This is a genomic window from Streptomyces sp. NPDC058469 (assembly GCF_042721125.1).
In the GTDB taxonomy this organism is placed as follows: Bacteria; Actinomycetota; Actinomycetes; order Streptomycetales; family Streptomycetaceae; genus Streptomyces.
Genome location: NZ_JBHXME010000046.1, coordinates 39713 through 62496 on the forward strand (window position 1 = coordinate 39713; position 22784 = coordinate 62496).

18 protein-coding genes are annotated in these 22784 nt (G+C 70.4%); 5 read left to right on the forward strand and 13 right to left on the reverse strand.

Annotated elements, in window-relative coordinates:
- Positions 1-15: 15 nt before the first annotated feature.
- Positions 16-1869: a family 20 glycosylhydrolase gene (locus ACFWP5_RS21015; RefSeq protein WP_384158418.1), complete on the reverse strand. Its 1854-nt coding sequence runs from the start codon at positions 1867-1869 to the stop codon at positions 16-18.
- 316 nt (positions 1870-2185) lie between these two features.
- Here ACFWP5_RS21015 and ACFWP5_RS21020 point away from each other — a divergent pair, with 316 nt between their 5' ends.
- Complete coding sequence (locus ACFWP5_RS21020) at positions 2186-3529, forward strand: amidase (RefSeq protein WP_384158421.1); 1344 nt, start codon at positions 2186-2188, stop codon at positions 3527-3529.
- Positions 3530-3538: 9 nt separating this feature from the next.
- Here the strand turns inward: ACFWP5_RS21020 and ACFWP5_RS21025 are convergent, their stop codons facing one another.
- Both ACFWP5_RS21025 and ACFWP5_RS21030 read right to left on the reverse strand, forming a co-directional pair.
- Entirely contained in the window at positions 3539-4021 is a 483-nt protein-coding gene (locus ACFWP5_RS21025; protein WP_384158424.1) for a GNAT family N-acetyltransferase, read from the reverse strand.
- Between the two features lie 55 nt (positions 4022-4076).
- Entirely contained in the window at positions 4077-4250 is a 174-nt protein-coding gene (locus tag ACFWP5_RS21030) for a hypothetical protein (protein WP_266865392.1), read from the reverse strand.
- A 479-nt stretch (positions 4251-4729) separates the two neighbouring features.
- On the opposite strand from ACFWP5_RS21030, the gene ACFWP5_RS21035 reads away from it, so the two are divergent.
- The gene (locus tag ACFWP5_RS21035; protein WP_384158428.1) at positions 4730-5305 is read left to right on the forward strand and encodes an HD domain-containing protein; all 576 of its coding nucleotides are present in this window, start codon (positions 4730-4732) and stop codon (positions 5303-5305) included.
- Positions 5306-5330: 25 nt separating this feature from the next.
- On the forward strand, positions 5331-6137 hold the full coding sequence (locus ACFWP5_RS21040) for an SDR family oxidoreductase (RefSeq protein ID WP_384158430.1): 807 nt from the start codon (positions 5331-5333) through the stop codon (positions 6135-6137).
- A gap of 13 nt (positions 6138-6150) precedes the next feature.
- On the opposite strand, the gene ACFWP5_RS21045 is transcribed toward ACFWP5_RS21040, so the two are convergent.
- From ACFWP5_RS21045 to ACFWP5_RS21080, 8 genes are all read right to left on the reverse strand, one after another.
- Entirely contained in the window at positions 6151-6384 is a 234-nt protein-coding gene (locus tag ACFWP5_RS21045; RefSeq protein WP_384158433.1) for a hypothetical protein, read from the reverse strand.
- A gap of 72 nt (positions 6385-6456) precedes the next feature.
- Entirely contained in the window at positions 6457-7950 is a 1494-nt protein-coding gene (locus ACFWP5_RS21050) for an SDR family NAD(P)-dependent oxidoreductase (protein WP_384158436.1), read from the reverse strand.
- Between the two features lie 105 nt (positions 7951-8055).
- Positions 8056-9381, reverse strand: a complete 1326-nt coding sequence (locus ACFWP5_RS21055; protein WP_384158439.1) for a wax ester/triacylglycerol synthase family O-acyltransferase — start codon at positions 9379-9381, stop codon at positions 8056-8058.
- A gap of 155 nt (positions 9382-9536) precedes the next feature.
- Complete coding sequence (locus ACFWP5_RS21060) at positions 9537-11852, reverse strand: GH92 family glycosyl hydrolase (RefSeq protein WP_384158442.1); 2316 nt, start codon at positions 11850-11852, stop codon at positions 9537-9539.
- A 29-nt stretch (positions 11853-11881) separates the two neighbouring features.
- Entirely contained in the window at positions 11882-14497 is a 2616-nt protein-coding gene (locus ACFWP5_RS21065; RefSeq protein ID WP_384158445.1) for a PA14 domain-containing protein, read from the reverse strand.
- 175 nt (positions 14498-14672) lie between these two features.
- The gene (glgC, locus tag ACFWP5_RS21070; protein ID WP_384158448.1) at positions 14673-15893 is read right to left on the reverse strand and encodes a glucose-1-phosphate adenylyltransferase; all 1221 of its coding nucleotides are present in this window, start codon (positions 15891-15893) and stop codon (positions 14673-14675) included.
- Positions 15894-15944: 51 nt separating this feature from the next.
- Entirely contained in the window at positions 15945-17096 is a 1152-nt protein-coding gene (gene glgA / locus ACFWP5_RS21075; RefSeq protein ID WP_384158451.1) for a glycogen synthase, read from the reverse strand.
- Positions 17097-17135: 39 nt separating this feature from the next.
- Positions 17136-17885, reverse strand: a complete 750-nt coding sequence (locus tag ACFWP5_RS21080) for a (2Fe-2S)-binding protein (protein ID WP_384158454.1) — start codon at positions 17883-17885, stop codon at positions 17136-17138.
- 209 nt (positions 17886-18094) lie between these two features.
- Here ACFWP5_RS21080 and ACFWP5_RS21085 point away from each other — a divergent pair, with 209 nt between their 5' ends.
- Positions 18095-19255 carry a DMT family transporter gene (locus tag ACFWP5_RS21085; protein WP_384158457.1) on the forward strand — a complete coding sequence of 387 codons (1161 nt, stop codon included), beginning with the start codon at positions 18095-18097 and terminating at the stop codon, positions 19253-19255.
- Here ACFWP5_RS21085 and ACFWP5_RS21090 read toward each other — a convergent pair.
- Positions 19245-20471 carry a transglycosylase family protein gene (locus ACFWP5_RS21090; protein WP_384158460.1) on the reverse strand — a complete coding sequence of 409 codons (1227 nt, stop codon included), beginning with the start codon at positions 20469-20471 and terminating at the stop codon, positions 19245-19247. The two genes, ACFWP5_RS21085 and ACFWP5_RS21090, sit on opposite strands and share 11 nt — an antisense overlap.
- A gap of 319 nt (positions 20472-20790) precedes the next feature.
- On the opposite strand from ACFWP5_RS21090, the gene gndA reads away from it, so the two are divergent.
- Complete coding sequence (gene gndA / locus ACFWP5_RS21095; RefSeq protein ID WP_384158463.1) at positions 20791-22230, forward strand: NADP-dependent phosphogluconate dehydrogenase; 1440 nt, start codon at positions 20791-20793, stop codon at positions 22228-22230.
- A 54-nt stretch (positions 22231-22284) separates the two neighbouring features.
- Here gndA and ACFWP5_RS21100 read toward each other — a convergent pair whose 3' ends face one another.
- A complete protein-coding gene (locus tag ACFWP5_RS21100) occupies positions 22285-22638 on the reverse strand; it encodes a VOC family protein (RefSeq protein ID WP_384158466.1) in 354 nt (117 codons plus the stop codon).
- Between the last annotated feature and the right edge of the window lie 146 nt (positions 22639-22784).

Below are 22784 nucleotides of genomic sequence, written 5' to 3' on the forward strand. Positions count from 1 at the left end.
GTGGGACTCCTCTGGTCAGTGGGCGGTCAAGTGCCAGGTGGCGGGCCGGTGTTGGTCCGGCGGGTACTGCACGAGCCGGCCGTCGTCCGCGACACTCAGCGCCATCTGCGTGATCGCGTTCACGAGCCGGTAGCCGCCCGCCGCGGGCGCCAACTCCCAGCGCTGCATGGTGTTCGCGGCGTCGCAGGGCTGCGGGCTCGCCGAAACTCCCGGCTGGAGCGGCACGTTGAGGGTGAGCTTGCCGCCCCGCACCTCAAGGCAGCCGTCGGCGGTCCGCACCGTCGCGTAGCCGTCCGGCGTGCGCTGCACCGTGGCATCGAAGGAAACGCCGCCCGCCGTCCGGAAGGTGTACGTCCCGTCCGTCACCGGCACCCGGGTCAGGTCCCGCCATCCGGGCGCGTGCCCAACCGCCGTACCCCGCGCGGTGAATGCGGCGTACGTGGCGTCGGGATGCGGATCGCCCCAGGTCGCCTGAGCGAGGTGCCGTAGCGCGGGTTCGGTGTCGGCGGTGACCTCGTTCTCGGTCTCCCCGCGCCCGTTGTCGGGCCAGAGGCTGATCTTCGCGCCGGTGATGCCGTCGCTGGAGGTGAGTTTCTCGCCCTCGAAGCTGCGCGGGTCCCAGCTCTGGTCGTACAGCGACTCGGTGTCGCTGTGGAAGCCGCCGCGGACGAGATAGAGGGAGTAGGCCGCGTTCATCAACGGGTAGCCCTGGGCGATGAGTTGGCTGGGTTTCTCCGTGACGTTCAGCCAGTGCTCGACCGTCGTGCCCACAGCCACCGGCACGGTGTTGGCGCCGGTGAGTCCGTCGTTCCAGATGCGCAGCTTCTTGCCCTTGCTCGCGGCGTAGGCCTGGACGCGGTTGATGAAGTCGATGTACGCGTCCTGCGGGGTCGCGTTCGCGCCGTACTTCTCCTGGGCGTAGCGCAGCATCTGCGGGTACTTGGAGTAGTCGGAGCCGAGCATGTACACGTCGGCGCCCATGTGCCAGGACGTCGCGGTGAAGACCTGCGCGTACTCGTCCATCAGGCTGGTGTAGTAGTCGAAGGCCGCCGGCTGGGTGACGTCGAGCCGGGCGGGCTGCTTGTTGCCGTCGCTGTCGGTGAGTTGCAGGTCGGGGCGGTTCTCTATCCACGGGTCCATGTGGCCCGGGGAGTTGATCTCGGGGATGATCTCGACGTGGTACTTGTCACCGAGGGCGACGAGGCGGCGCATCTCGTCCTGGGTGTAGTAGCCCCAGGTGTCGGCCTCGGGGTGCGCGGCGCTCTTCACCTTGAGTTCGAGGAGGAGTTGGTTGAGCTTGTGGTACGCCATCTCGCGCACCAGGTTCTCCAGCCAGGGCAGCGAGATGTGGATGTAGCAGGCGCAGACGCCGACCCCGCGTTCCTTGTAGCGCGGTACGTCGACCGTGCGTCCGCCCGGGATGTGGTCACCCTGCGCGAGCAGTTGGAGGAGGGTCCGGGTGCCGTAGAAGGCGCCGGTCTCGGTCGCACCGGTCACCGACAGCCGTTTGCCCGACCGGAGTTCATAGCCATCCGCACCCAACGAGCCCTTCGTCGGCCGGACTTCGATCACGATGTCACCGGGCCGGGCACCGCCCCGTACGACGGGCACTGTTCCATGACCGGCCGCCTTGAGGTCGTCGGCGAGCGTATCGGCGACTTCGCGTGCGCTCTTGCTGTCGGCCACGAGCCGGGTCCCGGCCCCGAAGTCGTAACTCCCGGGTTCAGGCGTCCAGTTGGACAGCGCGGGCACCGTCACCGGCACCGCCCGCTCCTGCTGGACCGCGACCGCCGGCGCGGGTGCCGCGAGCAGTGCGAACACCGCCGCGACGCCGATCAACCGGAACCGTCTCTTCCTGCGCTCAGCCATGCCACTCCACCGGTCGCGATTGATCGGACGTCTGATGATTGAGCTGCCCCCAGGGGCTGTCAACGGGGAGTGACCACAGCCGAGTTGAGCCATTGATCGGATGACCAGCAGGTCAGAGGGCACCGGCTCGGTGGCGACTCGGCAGCGGCTCGCGAAAAGTCCAACAAGACGGCCCCGAATGTCCAAGACCGGCAGCCCTTGGCTTTCCACGACCGACCGTCCTCGATTTTCCACGGACGACCGCCTCTCGACGCGGTGCCGCCACCGAGGCACAGTTCTCCCTACATACTCGCGAGTAGATCCAAGGAGCACCCCCGTGACCAGCTGGATCGGCCGTACCGCCGTCGAGATCGCCGCCGCCGTACGCGAGAAGCGGGTCACGCCCCGTGAGGTGGTGGCCGAGCATCTCGCCCGGATCGAGCGGCTCGACGGGCGGATCGGCGCGTTCCGGGTGGTGCGGTCGGAGGCGGCGCTCGCGGAGGCCGACGAGGTGGGCGCGCGGGCCGATCTGGCCGAACTGCCCCTGGCAGGCGTGCCGGTGGCCGTGAAGGACAACCTCCCGGTGACCGGCGAGTCCAACCGCGTGGGCTCCGCCGCGACCCCGGACACGCCCGCCGAGCACGACCATGTCACCGTGGCCCGGCTGCGGGCGGCGGGTGCGGTGGTCGTAGGGCTGACGAACGTGCCCGAGCTGTGCGTCTTCGGCACCACCGAGGGCGTCCACGGCACCGCCCGCAACCCGTGGGACACCACCCGCACGGCGGGCGGTTCATCGGGCGGGAGCGCGGCCGCCGTAGCCGCCGGCATGGTGCCGATAGCCCTCGGCAACGACGGCATGGGCTCGCTGCGCATACCGGCGGCCAACTGCGGTCTGGTCACCATCAAGCCGGGGTTCGGGGTCGTCCCGGCCGGCATCGGCGACGGCGACTGGTTCGGAATGTCCGAGAACGGACCCCTCGCGACGACCGTCGAGGACGCCCGGCTGATGTTTTCGGTCATCGCGGACATCGAGGTCGTACGTCCCGACGAGCACGTACCCCGGAAGATCGCCGTCTCCGTACGCAGCCCGCTCGTCGGAGTCGCCGTCAGCAAGCCGTATACGACCGCCGTCCGGGAGGCTGCCGGGCTGCTGGCCGAGGCCGGTCACGCGATGCACCGCGCCGATCCGCCGTATCCGCTGTCGCTGAGTACCACGTCGCTCGCGCACTGGACGGCGGGCACGTCGGTGGACGCGGCGGGGCTCGACCCGCGGAAGCTGGCACGGCGGACCCGCGTGCACGCGGCGATCGGGCGCCGGTTCGTGAAGAGCGTCCGCACCGGCAAGGGCCGGGAGCGGCTCCGGGAGCGTCTGGCGCCGTTCTTCGCCGAGCACGACATCCTGCTGACGGCGGCGCTGGCCCGCCGCTCCCCCAAGGCCGGGCCGTGGCACGAGCGGGGCTGGCTGCGCAATGTGCTGGCGAACACCACCTACTCGCCGCTGACGCCCCCTTGGAACCTCACCGGCTGGCCCGCGATGTCGGTCCCGTTCGGCACCCTGCCCTCCGGCGCGCCCTGCGCCGTACAACTGGTGGGGCGGCCGGGATCGGAGGCGGCGCTGCTGGAGCTGGCGGAGGAGCTGGAGAAGCTGCACCCGTGGCAGCGGACGGCGCCGCTCGACTGAAAGGTGCTTCTAGAGGGCCCGGTACATGACGTGCAGGCCGACGCGGCCGTCCCGGGGATGGTCGTAGGCGTCCGGCACTGTTCCCAGGATCGTGAAGCCGAGGGAGAGCCAGAGCTTGACGGCGGGGTTGGTCTCGACGACGGCGTTGAAGACCATGCCTCGAAAGCCCTGGTCGCGGGCGGCGGTGAGGATGTGTTCGGCGAGGGCGCGGCCGATGCCGCGGCCACCGTGGTCGGGGTCGACCATGAAGCCGGCGTTGGCGATGCGGTCGGCGGGGCCGCCGTAGTTCGGAGTGACGAAGGCGGAGCCGACGACGGTTCCGGTCTCGTCCTCGGCGACGTACACACGTTTCGGCGGGCTCGTCCACAGGGCCCGGGCCGCCTCTTCGGAGGTGTCCCGGGCCCAGGTGTAAGTGTCGCCGGCGGCGACGATCCGGTGCCAGAAAGGCCAGATCCGCGGCCAGTCGTCGGCCGCGGCTTCTCTGATCAGCATGGGCGCGATTTTCGCACGCCCATGCTGTCGGCGATCGCGAAGGGTCCTGTGGGGGTCAGTCCACGCTGGGCAGGATGTGGGGCTCGGCGAGGTCGTCCTCGTAGCCCGCGAGACGGATGGGGGCGGACCGTGCCCACACGGCCAGGCTGCCGAGCTCGTCGGACCGGTGGCCCGCACGCTCCGTGTGTTCCTCGGGGCGTTGCTCGCGATTCGTCTTCTCCGGTGTCACCGCGCACTCCTTATGTGTCGGGTCACCCTCGGGGCACACCGGCCGGTCTCCGGTCCGGTACCTGAGCCCGCTCGGGCGTGGGTTGAAGGCAGTTCGGACGCGGTGGCGCCGGTTACTCGTGTGAGAGCAGGCCGTTGTGACCGGCTTGTCCCGGGACGGACCATGGGTGTCGGTGGGACCCCTTGTCGCTGTCCGTCTGCCTCAGGTTAACCAAATGAGCGGCCCGCCGCTCGATGGGGCTGAAAACATGGGGTAACCATTGCGAGTCTCCCCGTGTTCTTCAGCCACGACCTGAACCGGTTTGTTACATCATGCGCGGTTTGACAGCCCCCCGCACGGCCTACGTAGGCGCACGCACGATCGAGAACATGACCTACGTCACTCAAGGCGTCACGCAGTTCAGGTCCCGTTGGCTGTGTCGAAAGCTCGCCATGATCTCCTGGCGTTCCGCACAGGCTGTCTCGCGGGAGGACTGACGCATGGAGTTGCGCAGCGTCGAGGAGCTGATGGATCTGCTGTACGCGTGTCGGGGCGCCTGGGACACCCCCGACCGGAGGGGCGACCCGGTCGATCTGCACGACCACGCGCTGCAGACGGCCGCGCTGCTGCGCCGAAGTCGCCCCGCCGACAAGGAACTTCAGGTCGCCGGCCTGGTCCACGACATCGGGCATCTGCTGCAACCGGGCGACGACGCAGGGCACGCGGACCACGCCGCGGACGCCGTCCGCGCCCTGCTCGGCGAACGGGTCGCCCACCTCGTCCGCCTGCACGTGCCCGCGAAGCGCTATCTGGCCACCTCCTCGCCGGGCCGCGACCTGTCCGCACAGAGCACGCTGACCCTCCGGACACAGGGCGGCCCCATGTCCCCCGTCGAGGCCGCCGCCTTCGAGCGCGACCCGCTCGCCGACGACGCGATCACCCTGCGCCAGGCCGACGACGCGGCCAAGGTCGTCGGCCTCGACGCCGGGGTCCTGGAGGACTGGCGCACGGTTCTGGGCATCGTGGCCGCCCGGAACTCACGACTGCCCAACTCCCGCCTGGGGGCTGTCGACTGACGGCCCGTCATGAGATCGTACGGCGATGACGTCGTCGTACGGTCTGCGGGGCCGGGCCGCCCTGGTCACCGGGGGCACGCGCGGGATCGGGCGCGCGGTCGCCGAGGCGTTCGCCGGGGCCGGGGCCCTGGTGTGCGTGAGCGCGCGGGACGCCGGTGAAGTGGCGCGCACCGCCGATGAGTTGGGCGGTGTCGGCCTGGCCGGGGATGTCGCCGACCCGGACCATCTGCGGGAGTTGACCGAGTGCGCGCTGCGCGCCTTCGGGCGGATCGACGTGGTCGTCAACAACGCGGCGACGAACCAGCCGTACGGCCCGCTCATGGAAGCCGATCCGGACGCGTGGCGGACGGCGTTCACCGTGAACGTCGAGGCGCCGCTCCGGTTGGTGCAGTGCGTGTGGCGGGCGTGGATGCGGGAGCACGGCGGCGTGGTGGTCAACGTGTGCACGGAGGGCGCGGGGCATGTCGGGCCGAACGTCGGGGCGTACGGCACCAGCAAGGCGGCGCTTCTTCACCTCACGCAGCAGCTCGCGGGCGAACTCGCGCCGAAGGTGCGGGTCAACTCCGTCTCCCCCGGGCTCGTCCGCACCGAGATGGCCCGGTTCGTGTGGGAGCCCGGCGAGGCGGAGGTGGCCGCCGGGCTGCCGCTCGGCCGGATCGGGGAACCGGCCGACATCGCATGGGCCGTGCTGTGGCTGGCCTCCGACCAGGCCGAGTGGATCACCGGGGCGGATCTGCTGGTGGACGGCGGGACCCGGGTCAGGGCGGCGCACACCTCCGGCGGATACGCCGTCCATGACCGGCTGAGGTCGGCCGCGCCACCTCACAGATGACGGCTCGGCTCCCTCACGGGAACAGTGCGATCCCCACGAGGATCAGCAGCACGATTCCGGCGACGAGCGCGACCGTGGCCCAGGTGCCGCGGTGCTTCACCGCGGTCCTGGCTCCGCCGCCGCGCGGGCGGTCCTCCGGCAGCAGTGGGTGGGCCGGGCGGTCGCTCGCGTAGAACTCGTCGTCGGTCGGGTAGTGGTTGCGGGGGTCCTTGAAGGCCCTCGGATCGATGCCGTGTGGACTGGCCATGGGAACTCCTCGCGCGGTGCTCACCAGGGCCGGAACCCGGCGGACGCCCGGGCTCTCGTCCAGGGTGGCGGGTTACCACTTACCGGGCGCGTAGTCCTTCAGGAAGACGCCGTACAGGTCCTCGCCCTGCTCGCCGCGCACAATCGGATCGTAAACCCGGGCGGCTCCGTCGACCAGGTCGAGCGGTGCGTGGAAGCCCTCCTCGGCGAGGCGGAGCTTGTCGTAGTGGGGGCGTTCGTCGGTGATCCAGCCGGTGTCGACCGAGGTCATGAGGATGCCGTCGTTCTGGAACATCTCCTGACCGCTGGTGCGGGTCACCATGTTCATCGCGGCCTTGGCGGCGTTGGTGTTGGGGTGCCCGGCGCCCTTGTAGCCGCGGCCGAAGACGCCTTCCATCGCGGAGACGTTGACGATGTACGCGCGTCCGCTCTCCGCGGCCCTCGCGGCGGCGGCCATGGCCGGGCGGAGCTTGCTGATCAGGATGAACGGGGCCGTGTAGTTGCACAGCTGGGTCTCGAGCAGCTCCACCGGGGAGATCTGCTCGATGGTCTGCACCCAGGTGTTGGTGTCGACGACGTCGGGGACCAGGCCGCCGGCGTCGATGGCGGTGCCGTCGAGGTGCCGGGCGACGCTGGCGTTGCCCGCGACCAGGGCGAGGTCGGCGACCTGCTGGGCGTCGAGGCCGCTGATACCTACGGGCAGTGCGGCCAGGCCGTCGACCGCGCCGGAACCGAAGGCGCCGATGACGTGGTGGGCGGGGAGTTCACCGGCGGGCAGCGGGGCGCTCTCGCCGTCGATGAGGGCGGCGTAGGCGGAGGGCAGGCGGCGTACGGTCTGCGTCGCGTTGTTGATGAGGATGTCGAGGGGGCCCGCCTCGGCGAGCTGGTCGGCGAGGGCCACGACCTGCGCCGGGTCGCGCAGGTCGGTGCCGACGACCTCCAGGCGGTGCAGCCAGTCCCCCGAGTCGTCCATGGCCTTGAAGCGGCGGATGGCGTCCTTCGGGAAGCGCGTGGTGATCGTCGTGTGGGCGCCGTCGCGCAGCAGCCTCAGCGCGATGTACATGCCGATCTTGGCGCGACCGCCGGTGAGCAGGGCGCGCTTGCCGGTGAGGTCGGCGTGGTCGTCGCGCTTCTCGCGGTTCAGGCGGGCGCAGTCGGGACAGAGCTGGTGGTAGAAGTAGTCGACTTCCACGTAGCGGGTCTTGCAGGTGTAGCAGGAGCGGGGTCGCTGGAGTATCCCGGCGATCCGGCCCTCCTCCGTCACCGACGACGGGAGGAGCCCCTCGGTCTCGTCGTCGATGCGCTGGGCGGAGCCGGTCGCGGTGGACTCGGTGACGGCCTTGTCGTGCGCGGTCTTCGCGGCCCGGCGCTCCTGGCGGCGGCGCTGCTTGACGCTGCGGTAGATGCCCGCGGTGGCACGGCGGACGGTGATCGCGTCGGGGTGGTCGACGTCGATCTTCTCCAGTTCGTCGAGCACGCCGAGGCAGACGGCCAGCCGCTCGGGGTCGATGCCGGGCCCGTACACGACCTCGTCCGGGGTCATGGAGCCGTCCTCTGTCACCGTCATCGCGCTGCCGTTTCCTTGGGTCATCCGCGGCGGCGCTCGATCGCGCACACCGTCGAACCGGGAATTTTACGGAGCGCCGGGCCGCAGCACCAAACCCGCGTCAGGTCACGACCCGCAGGCGGTGATGAGTGTCTCCACCTCCTCGGTGAGGGCGCGGGCGAACACATCGAGATCGGGTACGGCCTCGGCGTCCGCGACAAGGCCGTAGTGGACGTGTCCGCGGAACGTCGAGACGGCGACCGCGAGGGACTGGCCGCGGGCCAGCGGAGCGAACGGGAAGACCGCGGTGACGGGGTTGCCGCCGAGCTTGAGGCCGATGCCGGGCAGCGGGACGCTGGTGACGAGGATGTCGAACCAGAGCCGAGCGGCCTGGGCCGCAAGGGGTCCGCCGAGCCGGTGGCCGAGCGCCGGGACGTGGTCGGCGAGCAGGGCGACGGCGCCGGCGCCGCGGTTGGGGCCCGCGTCCTTGTTTCGGTCCATGGCGGCGCGCACGGAGTCGAGCCGGGCGAGGGGGTCCGGGTCGTCGACGGGCAGCCGTATCAGGTAGCCGGAGAGCCGGTTGCCCTGTGGGTGCGCGGTGCGCGGGCGGCGCTTGGAGACGGGGATCAGGGCGCGGGGCGCGACACCTTCACTGCCGTCGCCGCGTTCGTCGAGCCAGCTGCGCAGGGCGCCCGCGACGACCGCGATGAGCACGTCGTTGACGGTGCCGCCGACGGTCTTGCGGATGCGGTGCACGTCGTCGAGGTCGACGACGACTCCGGCGGTACGACGGGTGCCCGAGGGCTCCGAGGTCAGCGCCGACGACGAGCGGACGTCCAGGGTCGAGCGGGCGACGGACGCCCCGATGTCGAGGGCCCGGCCGACGTCGGACAGGGCGCCGCGGACCAGTTCGGGCAGCTTGCGCACGTCGGGCAGGAGGCCGCGCGCGGGTTCCGCGGGGCGCGGGCGCCGCTCGGGCATGTCCATCGGGTCGAGGATGGCGGCGGCGAGGGTCAGTGCCCGCAGTCCGTCGGCGAGGGCGTGGTGGAACTTGAACAGCACCGCGAACGAGACACCGTCCTCGCCGGGCAGCACATGCGCTTCCCACGGGGGCCGGCCGCGCTCCAGCGGGCGTTCCATGAGCCGGCCGGCGTCCGCCTGGAAGTCGGCGGTCGGGGCGTGCAGCCGCACGTGGTGGAGCGGGTCGAAGTCGGGGTCGGCCTCGCGGGTGGCGCTCCCGAAGGACAGGGACAGCGGCTGCCACACGTCCCGGATGCGCATCCGCAGCCCGGGGACGGCGGCTGCACGGGCGGCGAGGAGGTCGGCGGCGTGGGCTCCCGCGGTCGGTGAGTGTGCCGAGAAGACGCCGAGCGCGCCCAGGTGCATCGGGTTCCGGTCGGACTCGATGTTCCAGAACGCAAGGTCGAGAGGAGCGAGCAGGTCAGAAGTCAATTGCTTGCCTCGCGTCGACTAGGGGTGAGCAAGCAGTCAAGCGCCGACAAGCGATTACGGTCAAGTACGATCAAGCTACGCACAGTTAACAGCAGATTACATCCGGCCCCGATCCCGCCCCTCTGGGAGGGGCGGGACTCTAGAGACGCAAGGGATCACTTCAGCGCAGGTGGCCCCGCCTGGGGTGATGTACCCCACTCCGACGGGTGCGGGCCGACCGTGAAGTCCAGCGACCGTACGGAGCGGAGTTCGCCGGTGGTCAGGTACGTCCGGTCGTACGACGCCCCGTCCGTCCGGGCCGCCTGGATGTAGCGGTCGGCGGCCGAGGTGCCGGGCGCCTTGATGGTGAGGGCACCGTGCGGGTAGTAGCGGCGGTCCAGGGTCAGGTCGACCCGGTCGAAGACGGGCGTGGACAGGCCCCAGGTGTCATAGCCGGGCTGGACCGGGAAGATCCCGATCGACGACAGCACGTTCCACGCGGACATCGTGCCGAGGTCGTCGTTGCCGGTCATGCCGGTCGGGCCGTCCGTGAACAGGGTCAGCGCGGCATGGACGACGTCGGTCGTCTTCCAGGGCTGACCGGTCGAGAGGTAGGTGTACGGGGCGATCAGGTCGGGTTCGTTCTGCGGGTTGTACTTGTCCGCGTTGTAGTAGTCGTACGGCCCGTTGACCCACACCTCGCGCGCGGTCTTCGCCGGGTCGGCCAGCAGCTGGTCGTAGGCGAAGAAGGAGTCGAGCCGGGCGTTGGCCGCCTGCCGGCCGCCGATGAGGTCGACCATGCCCGGCAGGTCCTGCGGCACCAGCCACTGGTACTGCCACGACGTGCCTTCGTGGAAGCCCTCGCTCTGCGCCGGGTCGGCCGGTCCGACGAAGGCGCCGGAGGCGTCGCGGGCGCGGAAGAAGCCGGTCGAGGGGTCGAAGATGTTCCGGTAGTTCTGGGCCCGGGCGGCGTAGCGCGCGGCGTCGGCGCCGTGTCCGAGGTCGCGGGCCATCTGCGCGAGCATCGCGTCCGAGAGGGCGTACTCCAGGGTGGCCGAGGCCCCGTGGTCGTAGTCGGAGTCACCGGGCTTCGCGTGCGGGCGGTCCTTGATATACGGCGCGAACCCGTTCGCGAGGTACTCCTTGTTCGCCTCCCGGCCGACCGCCGCCGAGTCGGGGGGCGGTACGCCGTCGGCGTTCTGCTTCAACGCCCGGTAGGCGCGCTCCTCGTATCCCTTCAGGAGCCCTTGTTGATAGGCGTTGGTGAGGAACGGGGTGACCGGGTCGCCGGTCATGATGTTCGTCTCGACCGTGCCGTAGCCCCACTTGGGCAGCCAGCCGCTCTCCTCGTCGATCTTGATCACCGAGATCGCCATGTCGCGGGCCTCGCGGGGTGCGAGCAGGGAGAGGAGCTGGGACTGGGTGCGGTAGGTGTCCCACAGGGACCAGTTCTGGTAGTACGTGAAGCCCTTCGCGCGGTGGATCTTCTGGTCCCAGCCGGTGTAGCGGCCGTCGGCGTCGCTGCCGATGTTGGGCGCGAGGAAGGACCGGTACAGGGACGAGTAGAAGGTCCGCCGCAGACTGTCGGAACCGCCCTGTGCGCGGACGTCGTCGAGCCGGTCCTCCCAGGCCCGTTGGGCTCGGTGGCGTACCGCGTCGAACGAACTCCCGCCCTCCGCACGGAGGTTGACGGCCGCGCCGTGCGCGTCGACGTACGACAGGGCCGTGGTCGCCTCGACCGTACGGTCCTTGCTCGTGTCGAAGCGGACGTACGCGCCGCCGCTCCCGGCCTTCGAACCGGCGGTCACCGTCGAGCCGTTCCAGGTGCCGTACGCGGTGAAGGGCCGGTCGAAGTGCGTGACCGTGTAGACGGTGTACGGCTTGGTGTCCTGGCAGAAGCCGCGGCCGGTGATCGAGGTGCGCACGGTCCGGTTGTCGAGGACCTCCACCTGCGAGGTGACCCCGCTGTGCAGCGACTGGGTCGCGTTCAACAGGACGTTGGCCTTGTCGGTGGCCGGGAAGGTGTAGCGCTGGACGCCCGTGCGCGCGGTCGCCGTCAGTTCGGCCTCGATGCCTGATTTCAGGCCGACTTGGTAGTAGCCGGGGCTCGCGTGTTCGTCGTCGTGACTGAACTCGGCCGCGTACTGGGCGTAGTCGGTCTGCGTCACGTCCCCGGTCGTGGGCAGTACGGGCAGGTCGCCGCCGAGGCCGCAGCCGACGCCGGAGAGGTGCACGAGGGAGAAGCCGCGGATGTGGTTCTGGGAGTAGTCGTAGCCGGTGTTGTGGCCGGTGTCCGGCGAGAACTGCACCATGCCGAAGGGCACCGCGGCGCCGGGATAGGTGTTGCCGTCGTTCTCGGTCCCGATGAACGGGTTGACCAGATCGGTGAGTCGGCTGTCGGTCGAGGCCTGGGCGGTGCCGGGGACGGCGAACAGCGCGGACGCTGCCACCGCCCCCGCCACGCACAGGCGCAGGCGCCGGGTCCATCTCATGCGGGTGGGCCTCCAGTTGGCGAAAGAGGTCAGGTAGTGGGGCAGTTCGCGGGAGTCGCCTGCGAGGCGTCGCGGATCAGGGCCTGTTGAGCGGCCTTCACCCGTTGCGCGTCGGGCTTGAGCACACGGCGGTCGTACGTCATGAGCCCGTTCAACTCGCCCTCGACGTCGGATATTTGGGTGTAGACAGCCCCGTTGCTCCCCTGACAGGTCAGGGCGTGCACCTCGGCGAGCTTGGCGAGGTAGTCGTCGGTGTAGGCGGCCGGGTCGACGTCGACGTACGACTGCTGGACCGACCAGGCATGCCCCGGCACCGCGAGCCCGAGACCGCCGTACTCGCCGCTGACCAGGGCGCGTTGACCGTCCGGATGGGGTGGCAGGGCGGGGCTGGGATAGCCGTGTTCGTCGATGATGTCGCCGGTGCCGCCGTCTACGCCGAGGTTGATGCCGGACATGCTGTTGACGAGCCGGGTCGGGTCCCAGGCCTTGGCCTGGTCGGCGATGCGGGCCTCGTCGTACTGGCCCCAACCCTCGTTGAACGTCACCCACATGACGACCGACGGGCTGCTGATGTGCTCGTCGATCATCTGCTTCATCTCGCGCTCGTACTCGGAGCGGGCGGCGGTGGACGGGTTCACCCCGGCGGTCATCGCGGGCATGTCCTGCCACACCATGAGGCCGAGCTTGTCGGCCCAGTAGAACCAGCGGTCGGGCTCGACCTTGATGTGCTTGCGCACGGCGTTGAAGCCCAACTCCTTGTGGACCTTGAGGTCATGGGCGAGCGCCTCGTCGGTCGGGGCCGTGTAGAGGCCGTCGGGCCAGAAGCCCTGGTCGAGCGTGGCCATCATGAAGATGGGCTTGCCGTTGAGGACCGTGCGCGGGACGCCGTTGACCTTCTCGACGGCGATCGAGCGCATCCCGAAGTAGCTGCCGACGTGGTCCTTGCCGACGGTGACCTTCAGGTTGTAGAGGAACGGGTCGTCGGGTGACCAGAGACGGGGGTTCTTGAGGGTGAGGGTCAGCGGGCCGCCGGTGCGGCCACGGACGGTGGCGACCTCGCGCTTTCCGTCGTACGCCGTCGCCGTGATCGGTACGCCGGCTCGGACGCCCTGTGCTTCGACGGTGAGTTGGCTCTTGGCGACGTCGGGGGTGAGTTTGAGCGAGTCGACATGGTCGGGGGCTACCGGTTCCATCCAGACCGTCTGCCAGATGCCCGAGGTCGGGGTGTACCAGATGCCGCTCGGGTCGAGGCGCTGCTTGCCGATCGGGGGGTTCTCGCCGTTCGCCGCGTCGGTGGGGTCGTAGACGCCGACGATCAGTTCCTGGGTGCGGCCGGGCTTCAGCGCGTCGGTGACGTCGGCGCTGAACTTGTCGTAGCCGCCCTGGTGTTCGGTGACCTTCGTGCCGTTGACGTAGACCTCGGCCCGCCAGTCGACGGCGCCGAAGTTGAGCATCAGCCGCTTGCCCGAGCCGATCCTCCAGTCGGCGGGGACGGTGAAGGTGCGGCGGTACCACATGCGGTCCTCGTGCCGTTCCAGACCCGAGAGCTGGGACTCGACGGGGTACGGGACGAGGATGCGCTCGGCGAGGTTCTTGCCGACCGGCGGCCGTTCGCCCGCCGTCGCCGCGGCGAACTGCCAACTCCCGTTGAGGTTGCGCCAGTCGGTGCGGGTGAGCTGCGGGCGCGGGTACTCGGGCAGGGCGTTGTGCGGGCCCACCTGGTCGGCCCACTGGGTGCGCAGTTCGTAGGTGGAGCGGTTCGGGCCGGTGCTCCAGAAGCCGTTGATAACGTTGCCATCGGCCGAGGCGAGGCCGGCTTCGCCGTCGTAGCGGATGTCCGCGGTGCCGGATGCGGTGCCGGTCTTGTTGCCTACGACGGGTTGCGTGAGCGGGATGAGCAGGGTCCGTGGGTCCGCCGGGTCCAACTTGGCAGCTCCCAGGGGCCACTTGGCGCCGCCGATCACCGCTTCGAGGTGGTCGGTCAGGTCGGCCGGGGGTGCGGCGAGGGGCTGGGCGAAGTCGAGCTTCAGGGTGCGGCCGGTGCCGGTGACGGTGGCGGCGAGGGCGCCGTCGTAGTCGTAGCCGTCGGGGAGGCGGAAGGCCGACTGCGGGACGGCCACCTTCGTGCCGCCGGGCTCGGTCCAGCGCACGTGGAGGTTGGAGCCGCCGTAGTGCTCGAAGTACTCGACCTTGATGTCGTAGGCCGTGCCGGCGGTCAACTCGACGGGGGCGGAGGTCTGTTCGGTGTCCCAGTCGTCGACCCAGTGGTCGATGACGAGCTGTCCGCCGATCCAGAGGCGGAAGCCGTTGTCGCCGATGATCGAGAAGGTGTGGGGGCCGGACTTCGTCGGCACGATCTTGCCGGTCCAGCGGACGCTCACGTCGTCGGACCGGCCGGTGGTGAAGGCGAGTCGGGGCTCCAGGCTGTCGAAGTCGAGGTTCGGGTCGACGCCGGTGGCCTTGAGGTCGGCGAAGTCGAAGGCGCCGGGGGCGGACTGGGTGTAGTACTCGCCCTTCAGGCCGTGGATCTCGACGGGGTCGTCCGCGGCGGTGGCGCTCGCGGTGGGGACGGCGGCCAGCCCGGCGATGCCGAGGGCCAGGGCGAGGAGTAGCGCGAGTCGGTCTCTGAGTCGTCTGATGCGCACGGAACCTCCATAACAACGTTGTCATAGGCGGCAGTTGGCATGACAACACGGATTCCGCCTTCCGTCCAGGGACATGACAAGCACAGGCGGGACGAGGGCGCGGCAGGCAGCCGGGCAGCGCGAAGCCCCGGTGCGGCCGGAAAGCACCGGGGCCCTGGATCGCCAAGACGAGGTGTTACGTGACCAGTTGGCCCTTCCCGAGTGCGATGACGCCGCCCTTGGACACCGTGTACAGGTCGGCGTCGCGCTCCGGGTTGACGCCGATCGTCGCGCCCGGCGGTACCTCGACGTTCTTGTCCAGGACGGCGCCCCGGACCACCGCGCCCCGGCCGATGTGGACGTTGTCGTGCAGGATCGAGCCCTGGACGACCGCTCCGGGGTCGACCACCACGCCCGGGGAGAGCACCGAGCGCGTGACCTGGCCGCGGATGAGGCACCCGGAGCTGATGATCGACTCGCTGGCCATGCCGCCGGCGTTGAAGCGGGCCGGGGAGAGCTGGCCGGAGTGGGTGTAGATGGGCCAGTTGCGGTTGTAGAGGTTGAAGGCGGGGCGCTCGGCGATGAGGTCCATGTGGGCGTCGTAGTACGCGTCCAGGGTGCCGACGTCCCGCCAGTAGCCCTGGTCGCGGGTGGTCTCGCCGGGGACGTGGTTGGCGCTGAAGTCGTACAGCGCGGCCTCGCCCCGGTCGGTGAGCGCCGGGAGGATCGAACCGCCCATGTCGTGCACCGAGCCGATGTCCTCCGCGTCCCGCTGGAGCGCCTCTATCAGCGCCTTCGTGGTGAAGATGTAGTTGCCCATCGAGGCGTAGACGCACTCCGGGTCGTCCACCAGACCGGGCGGATCGGCGGGCTTCTCCAGGAAGTTCTCCACCATCTGACCGTCCGAGCCCGGTGTGATCACGCCGAACTGCGAGGACTCGGCGCGCGGGACGCGGATACCGGCCACGGTGACGCCCGCGCCGCTCTCGATGTGCTGGGCGAGCATCTGGCGCGGGTCCATGCGGTACACGTGGTCGGCGCCGAACACCGCGACGTACTCGGGGCGTTCGTCGTAGATCAGGTTCAGGGACTGCAGGATCGCGTCCGCGCTGCCGAGGTACCAGCGCGGGCCGAGGCGCTGCTGGGCCGGGACGGGGGTGACGTAGTTGCCGAGCAGGCTCGACATGCGCCAGGTGGTGGTGATGTGGCGGTCCAGCGAGTGCGACTTGTACTGCGTGAGGACGCAGATGCGCAGAATGTCGGCGTTGACGAGATTGGACAGCACGAAGTCCACGAGGCGGTATGTGCCGCCGAAGGTGACCGCGGGTTTGGCCCGGTCGGCGGTCAGGGGCATCAGCCGCTTGCCCTCACCGCCCGCCAGCACGATCCCGAGCACCGAAGGTCCGCCACGACGCATGGCCGCTCCCCTCACCCTGGTTGACCCCAGCCTGCCCCTGAGCAGCGCACACTAAGCCTGTTTGAGGATCTCCCCGTAGAGCCGCGCGGTGCGCAGCGCCACGGCGTCCCAGCCGAACTCGCCCACCGCGCGCTCCCGCCCGGCCTCGCCCATACGCTTCGCAGTCTCCGGGTCGGCGAGCACGGAGTCGAGAGCCAGCGCGAGGTTCGCATCGAAGTCGTCGTCGGCGGACACCAGGAGCCCCGTCTCCCCGTGTGCCACCACCTCCGGGATGCCCCCGACGCGGGAGGCGACCACGGCCGTACCGCAGGCCATCGCCTCCAGGTTGACGATCCCGAGGGGTTCGTACACCGAGGGGCAGGCGAACACGGTGGCGTGGGTGAGGAGCTGGATCACTTCCGGGCGTGGCAGCATCTGCGGTATCCAGTGCACACCCGCGCGGACGCTGCTCAGCTCCTGGAAGAGGTCGCGGAATTCCCGGTCGATCTCGGGGGTGTCCGGCGCGCCCGCGCACAGCACGACCTGCGCGGCCGGGTCGATGTTCCGCACGGCACGCAGCAGATGGGGCACGCCCTTCTGGCGGGTGATGCGGCCGACGAACAGGACGTAGGGGCGGTCGGGGTCGATACCGAGCCGGGTGAGGACGTCGGTGCCGTGGTCGGGCTGGTAGAGCGTGGTGTCGATGCCGTTGTGGACGACCTGCACCTTGGTCGGGTCGAGCGTCGGGTAGCAGGTGAGGATGTCCTCGCGCATGGCTCCCGATACGGCGATCACCGCGTCGGCGGCCTCGATCGCGGTGCGCTCGGCCCAGCTGGAGAGGGCGTATCCGCCGCCGAGCTGCTCGGCCTTCCAGGGGCGCAGCGGCTCCAGGGAGTGGGCGGTCATGACGTGCGGGATGCCGTGGAGGAGTTTGGCGAAGTGGCCGGCGAGGTTGGCGTACCAGGTGTGGGAGTGGACGAGTTCGCGGCCTTCGAGGGCGGCGGCCATGGCGAGGTCCACGGAGAAGGTGCGCAGGGCGTCGTTGGCGCCGTCGAGGGTGGGCCAGGAGCGGTGGCGTACGACGCCTTCCGTGCGGCCCTCGCCCCAGCAGTGCACGTCGAGATCGACCAGGGGCCTCAACTCCCGGGCGAGGAACTCCACATGGACGCCCGCGCCGCCGTACACGTCCGGCGGGTACTCCCGGGTCAGCAGTCCCACTCGCACCCGAAACCCCTTGTTCTCGGCGGCTGATTGCACTCATGGTCACCCAGAAGCCGCGTTCGGGGAAGAGCCCGGCGGCTGTGTGAAGCAGCAGTCCCCGCACACCCCGCCACCAGGGACCCGATAGTAGAGGCAGCAGCTGCGGCGCCGGAAGGAGCTGCCGGTGAACGTTCCGGTGCCGGCGAGGAGCGGGTCGGCGAAGAGTTCCGCGGTGAGCGCACGCGCGCGCGTGGCCACGTCCGTACGGCCACGCGCGCGTGCCCAGCGGTCCAGTTCCCGTGCGGTGCCCGCCAGCGCGGAGGCCGCGTTGCCCCACAGGAGGCCGGTGGCCGTGCGGTGGCGGACTACCAGGGCAGCGTTCAGGGGTTCGAGGTGGCCGTGGAGCACGGTCTCAGCGAGGGCGTCGACCGGCAGCGGGCGCACCTCGGCCAGCCACAGGTCGTCCGGCGCGCTGCCGTCGGCGTCCCAGTGCAGCAGTCGCGGGTCGAGGTCGGGGATCCGGCCGTACAGGGCGGCGCAGCCGAGCGCGACGGACCACAGCCGGGCCGCGAGCGCCTGCTGGGCGATCGAGGCGGCGATGCGCGGCTCAGGGGCCTGGAGACGTTCCGCGACGACATGGACACGAAAAGTCAGGGAATTTCGGTAACCATCCGATTCCGGGTTTTCGTAGGTCCGCGCGAGCGTCGGCAGCGGGCCGTGCGGGGCCGCGCCCGTGCGTAGTACGAAGAAGCCACCGAGGGGGCGGAGCGCGGCGAGTTCGGGGTCGAGGTCCACGAACAGCAGTAGTACCAAGGCTCTTAGGGGTTTCACCCAGGGGGTGCCGTCCGGTGTCACCCACCTTGGGGAGGACAGAGGGCCTTTCGTACTCCATCGGCAGTACTACCCAATCGGTGCTCAGGTACGACGACGGGAAGAACATCGCGCGGCATCGTGTTCTGTATGAAAGCCGACCGTTCGCCGCGTGGTGCCAGAGGCGCCCGCCTGACGCAGAGGAGCTGCCGATGAGCGCCCTCGCGTTGTCCATCGTGCTGTCGCTCGTCTCCGCCGTGGCCTACGCCGGCGGAGCGATCGTGCAGGAGCGCGTCGCGGTGTCCTCCCCCGACCAGGAGTACGCGCCGCTGCGCCGCCCGAGCTGGTGGGCGGCGGTCGCGTTGAACGGCACGGGCGGGCTGCTGCACGTGGTGGCCCTGGCCTACGGCCCGCTGAGCCTGGTGCAGCCGCTCGGCGCGCTGACGATCGTGTTCGCGCTGCCGATGGCGGCCCTGTTCGTCGGCCGCAAGGCCGGCTCCACCGCCTGGCGCGGCGCCATCATGGCCACGATCGGTCTCGCGGGTCTGCTGTCCCTGGTCGGTACGTCCGAAGGTCAGTCGCTGAGCACCGCCCAGCGGGTTTCCGTGGCCGTGTTCACCGGCGCGGTGGTCGTGACCCTGATGATCGCGGGCCGCGCGGCACACCGGCACCCGGTGGTGCGCAGCGTGCTGCTGGCGACCGCGTCCGGCATAGCGTTCGGCATGTCCTCGGTGTTCACCAAGACGGTGACGGTCGACTGGGACAACGGCGCGGTGTCGGCGACCGACATCCCGTTCCTGGGCGTGATCGCGGTGTTCGCGGTGGCCGGTCTGATGCTGTCGCAGGCGTCCTACCGGGGCGCCGGACTGGCGGCCCCGCTGGCGGTCCTGACGGTCGTGAACCCGGTGGTGGCGGCCGTCGTCGGCATCACGATGTTCGGTGAGACCTTCCGCTACGGCACGACGGGCACGCTGCTCGCCCTGAGCGCCGGAGTGGTCGCCGCAGGCGGCCTGATCCTGCTGACCACGGAGCGCCTGCAGAGCGAGAGCGCACCGTCCAAGTCGGCCGGTACCACCGCGACACCCGTCGCCCCCCTCGCACCGTCACCCATCGAGGAGTTGCTGGACGCCCTCCCTGGACAGCCCGTCGACGTGAGCGCGAACGTCGACGTGCGGGCCGCGGACATCACGGCCGACGCACAGGGCGACGGGATCCTCGTCCCGGCCCAGGCGGCGATCCCGGCCGGCGAGGGTTACGAGACCCTGGAGCCGGCCGGAGCCGCTGAACCGCCCAGCTACTTCGGTCCGTTCCACGCCGGGCTGTACGTGATGATGCCGGTCCACGACCGGCACCGTAGCCGAGTCAAATCCTGACGCCGCCGGCCCGCAGATAGGCGAGCGGGTCGATGTCGCTACCGAAGCCGGGCCCCGTCCGCACCTCGAAGTGCAGATGCGGGCCCGTGGTGTTCCCGGTGGACCCCGACCGCCCGATGCGCTGCCCCTCGCCGACCGACTGACCGTCCCGCACGGAGATCGCGGACAGGTGCGCGTACTGCGAGTACCGCCCGTCGGCGTGCCGGATCACCACCTGGTAGCCGTAGGACCCCGCCCACCCGGCGCTGACGACCGTCCCCGTCTCGATGGCCTTCACCGAGGTGCCGGTGGGGACGAGGAAGTCGACGCCCGTGTGGTAGCCCTTCGACCAGGAGGAGCCTGTCGCGTGGTAAGCGGTGCCGATGGGGGCGTTCACAGGGGCGACGAGGGAGTGACTCGTCGTCTTCTTGTGGGTGACCTTCTCGGTCGTGTCCGAAGAGGCCTTCTTCTTCGTGGACTTGGTGGTCGACGACTTGGTGGCCGGTTTCGTCGTGGTGTGGGCCGTGGGGTCGGCCTTGGCGTGCAGGCTGAGCCGCTGACCCGGCAGGATCAGGTCGGGATCGTCGCCGACGGTCGTGCGGTTCGCGGCGTAGAGCCCGTGCCAGCCGCCGTCGACGCGCTCGGTGCCGGCGATCCCGGAGAGGGTGTCGCCGCGCACGACCGTGTACATCTCGGCGGTGCCCGCGCGGGACTGCGGTGTGGTCTGCGGCTGGACGTCCTTCACGGACCGCTTGACCACGGTCCGCGTCTTGGCGGCCTCGGCCTTGGTCTTGCGGGCTGCGGTGCTCTCGGTCTTGGTGCCGCCGACGTGGATGTCGGGGGTGCCGCCGCCCCGGGTGAGCCCGGCGCGCACCGAGCACACCGGCCAGGCGCCGGGTCCCTGGCCCTTGAGCACCTTCTCCGCGACGGCGATCTGCTGGTCCCGGGTGGCCAGATCGGCGCGGCTCGCGTACGCCCTGCCGCCGTAGGCCTCCCAGGTGGACTGGGTGAACTGCAGCCCGCCGTAGTACCCGTTGCCGGTGTTGATGCTCCAGTCGCCGCTGGACTCACAGGCGGCGACCTTGTTCCAGGTGCTCACATCGGCCGCCTGGGCGGTGCCCGCGCCGACGGCCGCGAGCGGGATCGCGATGCCCGCGCCGCCCGCCGTGACCGTGAGCAGCGAGGCCCGGTTGATCCTGCTCGGCTGATACCGGCGGTGCCGACCGCGTACGGCCATGGGGAATCCCCCTCCACATGCGTCAGGAGGGCCAAAAGTAAGCGCCCCGAACAGGCCATGACAAGACGGCAACCGGCCTCCCTGCGGCTCAAGTGACCGGTAATGCACGCCCGTTGGGAAACGGGTGGGGCAGGAGGGGTTGGGCTTGCGTATCCGCGGAAGGAGCCCGAAGGGAACACCGGCAGAAGGCGGACAACTTCGCACGGCCAGCGCGTGCGGTCGGGGTACCGGCAGGCCAGGATGGTCAGTGGGGCAATACTGGCGAGCACGACCGGTACCACCGATGTCAGGACCTTCCTGATCTTTAGGAGCCAACCGAATGAGCACTTCAGCGCAGATCGGCGTCACGGGTCTCGCGGTCATGGGCCGCAACCTCGCCCGCAACTTCGCGCGCAACGGCTATACGGTCGCCGTGCACAACCGGACCGCGTCCCGCACACGCGACCTGGTGGCGGAGTTCGGCGGCGAGGGCGACTTCATCGCGGCCGAGACCGCCAAGGACTTCGTGGCGGCGCTGGAGCGGCCGCGCCGCCTGGTCGTCATGGTGAAGGCCGGTGACCCGACGGACGCGGTGATCCAGGAGTTCGCCCCCCTCCTCGAACCCGGCGACATGATCATCGACGGCGGCAACGCGCACTTCGCGGACACCCGGCGCCGGGAACGCGACCTGCGCGAACAGGGCATCCACTTCGTCGGCATGGGCGTCTCCGGCGGCGAGGAGGGCGCGCTGCACGGGCCGAGCATCATGCCGGGCGGCCCGAAGGAGTCGTACGACTCGCTCGGTCCCATGCTGGAGAAGATCTCCGCGAAGGCGAAGGACGGGGCGCCCTGCGTGACCCATGTGGGTCCCGACGGCGCCGGGCACTTCGTGAAGATGGTCCACAACGGCATCGAGTACGCCGACATGCAGCTGATCGGCGAGGCGTACCAGCTGCTGCGCGATGTCGCCGGGTACTCCCCCGCGCAGATCGCGGACATCTTCCGCACCTGGAACACGGGCCGGCTGGACTCCTACCTGATCGAGATCACCGCCGAGGTGCTGTCCCACGTGGACGCGGCCACCGGCAAGCCGTTCGTGGACGTGGTCGTCGACCAGGCGGAACAGAAGGGCACCGGCCGCTGGACGGTCCAGATCGCCCTCGACCTCGGCGTCCCGGTCTCGGGCATCGCCGAGGCGGTCTTCGCCCGCTCCCTCTCCGGCCACGCGGCGCTGCGCGATGCCTCGCGGGGTCTGGCCGGACCCACCGCCTCCCCCCTGGGCGAGTCGGAGGCGGCGGCCTTCGCGGACCGCGTCGAGCAGGCGCTTTACGCGTCGAAGATCGTGTCGTACACGCAGGGCTTCCACGAGATCGCGGCGGGCAGCGAGGAGTACGACTGGAACGTCGACCTCGGCGCCGTCTCCTCGATCTGGCGCGGCGGTTGCATCATCCGCGCGGCCTTCCTCGACCGCATCCGCGCCGCCTACGACGCCCGCGCGGATCTGCCGAGCCTGCTGTCCGACGAGACGTTCGCGCAGGAGATCGCGGCGGCGCAGGACGACTGGCGCGAGGTCGTCGTCGCCGCGACCCGCCAGGGCGTCCCGACGCCCGGCTTCTCCGCGGCCCTCGCGTACTACGACGCGCTGCGCGCCGAGCGGTTGCCCGCGGCGCTCACGCAGGGACAGCGGGACTTCTTCGGGGCGCACACGTACCGCCGGGTGGACCGGGACGGGGCGTTCCACACGCTGTGGGGTGGGGACCGGTCGGAGGTCCAGGCCTGAGCCCTGCCTGAGGGACGTGGCCGCTCGCGACAAGCCCGCCTGCCGAACACCCGGTCAGGCGGGCTGCCACAGCTCGATCCGATTGCCCCCCGGATCGGTGACCCAGCCGAACCGGCCGACGCCCTCCATGTCCTGCGTCTCCTCCGCCACGTCCGCTCCCTTGGCGCGCAGCTGCGCGAGCATCGCGTCAAGGTCGCGGACGCGGAAGTTGAGCATGGTCTGCTGGGTCCGGGACCCGAAATAGTCGGTCCCGGCCTCGAACGCCGCGAAGACCGTCGGCCCGGCTTCCTGACGCCACAGCCCGTGCTCGTCGGTGTCCAGGCCGAGGCAGTCCCGGTACCACACGCTCAGTGCCTCCGGGTCGGTGGCCCTCAGGAAGTATCCGCCGATTCCAAGCACACGTTCCATGGGGGCATCCTGCCAGGACGGCGGGGCCGGTGCCGGGCGGCCCGGTTCAGGTGAGCGGCGGTCCCGGTTCCGGGGTCGGTACCGGTTCCGGGCCCGGGGGGATCGGGGACGGGGACGGCTCCGGGGTGGGGCGGGGGTCCGGCGGT